At 31.7% G+C, this 4,102-nt stretch carries 5 protein-coding genes; all 5 read left to right on the top strand.

Going from position 1 to position 4,102, the window contains the following annotated elements; translation table 11 throughout:
• The coding region (locus L6Q46_RS12965; protein ID WP_291284662.1) for a hypothetical protein at positions 1-395 on the top strand (395 nt) is incomplete at its 5' end.
• A gap of 7 nt (positions 396-402) precedes the next feature.
• Positions 403-867, top strand: a complete 465-nt coding sequence (locus L6Q46_RS12960) for a hypothetical protein (RefSeq protein ID WP_291284661.1) — start codon at positions 403-405, stop codon at positions 865-867.
• Positions 868-938: 71 nt separating this feature from the next.
• Positions 939-1,514: a DUF6088 family protein gene (locus tag L6Q46_RS12955; protein WP_291284660.1), complete on the top strand. Its 576-nt coding sequence runs from the start codon at positions 939-941 to the stop codon at positions 1,512-1,514.
• Between the two features lies 1 nt (position 1,515).
• Positions 1,516-2,466 (top strand): nucleotidyl transferase AbiEii/AbiGii toxin family protein, encoded by a 951-nt coding sequence (locus tag L6Q46_RS12950; RefSeq protein WP_291284659.1) that lies wholly within the window; start codon positions 1,516-1,518, stop codon positions 2,464-2,466.
• A gap of 468 nt (positions 2,467-2,934) precedes the next feature.
• The coding region (locus L6Q46_RS12945) for a site-specific integrase (protein ID WP_291284658.1) at positions 2,935-4,102 on the top strand (1,168 nt) is incomplete at its 3' end.

The following is a 4,102-nucleotide window of genomic DNA, read 5'->3' as shown; positions in this document are numbered from 1 at the left end:
AAAATTTTAGACAATGGTTGATTAAGCAACGTAAATGGATATATGATAGTTATAATTACTTAGAAAAAGACTTTACACATTTACTAAAAAATGATGGTGTATTTCATATTAAACGAAAAGCAATTAAACATGAAATGATTTCATTCCCAAATGAGGAAGATGAAAGTTATTTTGAAATAAAGGCAAAAGCTGATACAGAATTAGATAAATTTATAAAAGATAAATTCATTTTCCCTTCATATATGGGAATTATAAAAAAAGCTACTTGCACTAAAACGGGTTCTGATTACTTCACATCTGACACATCTAAATATTTAGACAGTGATGTTGCGATGGCAATCGAAAAAATTGAATTGGCAGGTTTTTTCTGGACAGACGAGGACTCTATTAAATAATGAAATTATGGAAAATTACCCTCTTTGGTTTAAAGTTTTATGTCATTTTGATGATAATAATTACTTTGAAAATGGATTAACGATTCCCTTTCTGATTGGGGCTGTTTCTATAATTAACCCTGATGAAGATATAATATCGGTTGAAGAATTTTTTTTACAAGCAATAGATGAATCTTTACCAAGAAAAATATCATTACAAAAATGTGGTTTTATCGGTGAATATGTAATTGGGACTATTGACAAAGAGACTATTAATTATCCTTACGGAAAAGCAATTACAAAACAATTTGGAAATATTTGTATCACTGATAGTTCATTTTTAGATATTATTGATACTCATGTAGTGAAAAAAATACTTATAAATGAATCACAAGATTTATTAGATTCAAATGTATATTCAATAAATCAAGGGAACTGGGGAGATTATTCGGATATTGAAAAATCAAGATTAGAAGAATTGAAATTGAACTAGGAAAAAAGTATATTGCATGAATTTTCAATAAAAACATATGCAATTAAATATTATTTGCTAACTTTGTATTCATGAATAAGTTACAGGAATTAAAAAAGCATTTAAAACGAGGAAAAGTATATCGTAGGGCTGATTTGTCTAAGTGGTCAAAATCTGTTGACCGTCATTTAGATGAACTGGTACAGGAAGGCACTTTACAAAAACTGTCGCAAGGATTATACTATTATCCTGAAGTAACTGTCTTTGGGAAGACACCTCCTGAAGAAGAAGTTTTGGTGCGCTCTTTTCTCAAAGACAACCGTTTTTTAGTAACTTCCTTAAATGCATACAACTCTTTAGGAGTAGGAACTACTCAGTTATATAATGGTAAAACTGTTTACAACCATAAACGTCATGGGGATTTTAATCTTGGTGGTATGATGTTTTCATTCAAGGTAAAACCTCATTTCCCAAACAAAGTAACACCTGAGTTTTTATTAGTAGACTTGTTAAACAATCTCGATCAATTAGCTGAAGACTCTAATGAAGTAGTGTCAAAAGTGCGTTCCAAAGCAAGAACAATGGATGCTAAAAAACTAAAAAAATCACTTCAAGAATATGGTAGTGTTAGAGCGAAAAAAATGTTAGAGCCTGTTCTCACACAATAATATGCCAGACTACTTACATAACCACAAAAACTTTCGTGATCTGCTTCGTATTGTGGGAGCAGAATTAAATATTGAGCTTGGTCTTGTTGAAAAAGACTATTGGATTATGCATGTTTTATACGGTCTAAAAAAACAAGGATTTCAATTTGAACTCAAAGGAGGTACGTCTCTTTCTAAAGGGCATGGAATTATACATCGTTTTTCTGAAGATATAGACATTCACATTAAGCCACCTGTTGAAATGGAAATAAATGAAAATCCAAACAACAATAAGCCTAAAAATATTCAAAAAAGGAAAGACTTTTACGATGGGTTGGCAAACGAAATAAAAGTAGATGGAATCATATCTATAGTAAGAGATGAAGAATTTGACGACAAAAGACAATACCGTAGTGGCGGTATACGATTACATTATGAAACTCTGACAGAACCTGTTGATGGGGCTAAAGAAGGAATATTATTGGAGGTTGGATTCGACACTGTAACACCAAATAATCCCGTAACAATATCATCTTGGGCATTTGAAAAAGCAGTGCAACAAGGTGTTGAAGTAATCGATAATCGAGCTGTAGATATTTCTTGTTATCATATTGGTTACACTTTTGTCGAGAAATTACAAACTATCGCAACCAAATTTAGGCAAGAACAAGAGGATAATATAGAACGACAAAATTTAATGCGTCAATATTATGATGTCTATAGTTTGTTACAAGACGATACTGTAAAAGCATTTATTGGTACAGAAGAATATGAAACGCATAAAGCAAATCGTTTTCCACCCAAAGACTATGAAATACCGATTGCTAAAAATGAAGCTTTTTTACTAAAGAATCCAGAACTCAGAGAACGCTTTATAGAACGCTATAAAAAAACGAAAAAACTATATTATAAAGGTCAACCTGATTTTACTGAAATGCTTACTGAAATCGGAAAATGGGTTGAAAAATTATAAGTAAAATTAAAGATGTTCAATGGTTGGACATCTTTTTTGAATTATACTTGTAAGTAAGATTTATTTGATTATATTTGCACTCGTAAGATTTCGAAAATTTGCAACTCAAAATTGAGGGGCAAAAGCGAGACCCTAAAATAGGAAAAACATATATAATCCTTATATATCAACGCATTAGAGAAGGAGTACAATTCCCTCTTTCTCCGCTAGTAGAAATACAAACGGTACTAAAACCCACTAAATTCAACAATTTAGTGGGTTTTTTCTTTTAGGGCTATATCAAATTATTCATTAAATCTCAAAGTTTAGGTGTCTTTTAAGGTGTCACTAAAAAAATAAATTTTAAGTGACACCTCGCAACGAAAGCACCGCTACTACAAGGTGTTCAACAACATATTCAAAAAATGTACATCTTGTGTGTAGTTATTAAATCGAATAAATTTAATACTAACTTTAAGGTCACCAACAATGAACACATCAGTATCAATTCTCTTCTACATCAAGAGAGCAAAAGCCAACAATTTAGGGGTTTGTCCTATCTACACTAGAGTTACTGTCAATACCAAACGTTTTGAGTTTAGCACCAATAAATATATCAATCCTGATAAATGGTCCTCAGAAGGCAGCAAAGTAAAAGGTTCCACAGAAGAAGCTAGAACAATCAATAGTCATCTTGATTACTTAAAAAGTCAAGTTTTAGAAGCTGAGAAGAAACTTTTCAAAAAAGACATCAGTTTAAATTCAGAAAATCTAAAGAATGAATTGTTTGGTCTATCAGAAACCAAGCGTATGCTTGTTCCCATCTTCCAAGACCACAACAACAAAATAAAGGAATTAGTTGGAAAAGAATACGCTCCAGGAACATTAGAACGCTACACTACTTCACTCAAGCATACTATTGAGTTTATGCAATGGAAATACAACGTTTCAGATATTGATATTACAAAGATTGACCACGCCTTTGTTACGGATTACGAGTTTTGGTTACGAAGCGTTAGAAATTGTGCTAACAATACAGCTGTTAAATACCTAAAAAACTTCAATAAAATTATCAAGCTTTGCTTGGCCAATGACTGGTTAGAAAAAAATCCTTTTGCCAACTACAAATCAAAAGTTAAAGAAGTTGAACGAGTTTATTTGACCGAAGCTGAAATTCAAAGCATAATTGAAAAAGATTTCAAAACAGAAAGACTTTCGCTAGTTCGCGATATCTTCCTTTTTAGCTGCTTTACAGGTTTGGCATACATAGATGTCAAAAACTTAACAAAGTCGCATATAAGCTTCGGTATTGATGGCGAAAAATGGATATTTACTCACAGACAAAAAACAGAAAGTGCTTCAAAAATTCCAATCCTTCCTGTAACTCAAATGATAATTGATAAATACGAAAATCATCCACAATGTTTAAATGAAGAAAAACTACTACCTATCCTATCGAACCAAAAAATGAACGCTTATTTAAAAGAAATAGCCGGAGTTTGTGAAATTGAAAAAGAATTAACTTTTCACATTGCAAGACACACCTTTGCCACAACTGTAACATTGACAAACGGAGTTCCTATTGAAAGCGTAAGCAAAATGTTAGGTCATAAAAATTTGAGAACTACTCAGCATTATGCAAAAGTGCTAGATAGAA

It is taken from the genome of Flavobacterium sp. (assembly GCF_023151265.1).
Classification (GTDB): domain Bacteria; phylum Bacteroidota; class Bacteroidia; order Flavobacteriales; family Flavobacteriaceae; genus Flavobacterium.
This window is presented reverse-complemented; position numbering and strand designations above follow the sequence as displayed.

Bases quoted from the DNA above. Each gene is read 5' to 3' on its own strand.
- L6Q46_RS12960 (WP_291284661.1), top strand. From the start codon at position 403: ATGGAAAATTACCCTCTTTGGTTTAAAGTTTTATGTCATTTTGATGAT.
- L6Q46_RS12955 (WP_291284660.1), top strand. From the start codon at position 939: ATGAATAAGTTACAGGAATTAAAAAAGCATTTAAAACGAGGAAAAGTA.
- L6Q46_RS12950 (WP_291284659.1), top strand. From the start codon at position 1,516: ATGCCAGACTACTTACATAACCACAAAAACTTTCGTGATCTGCTTCGT.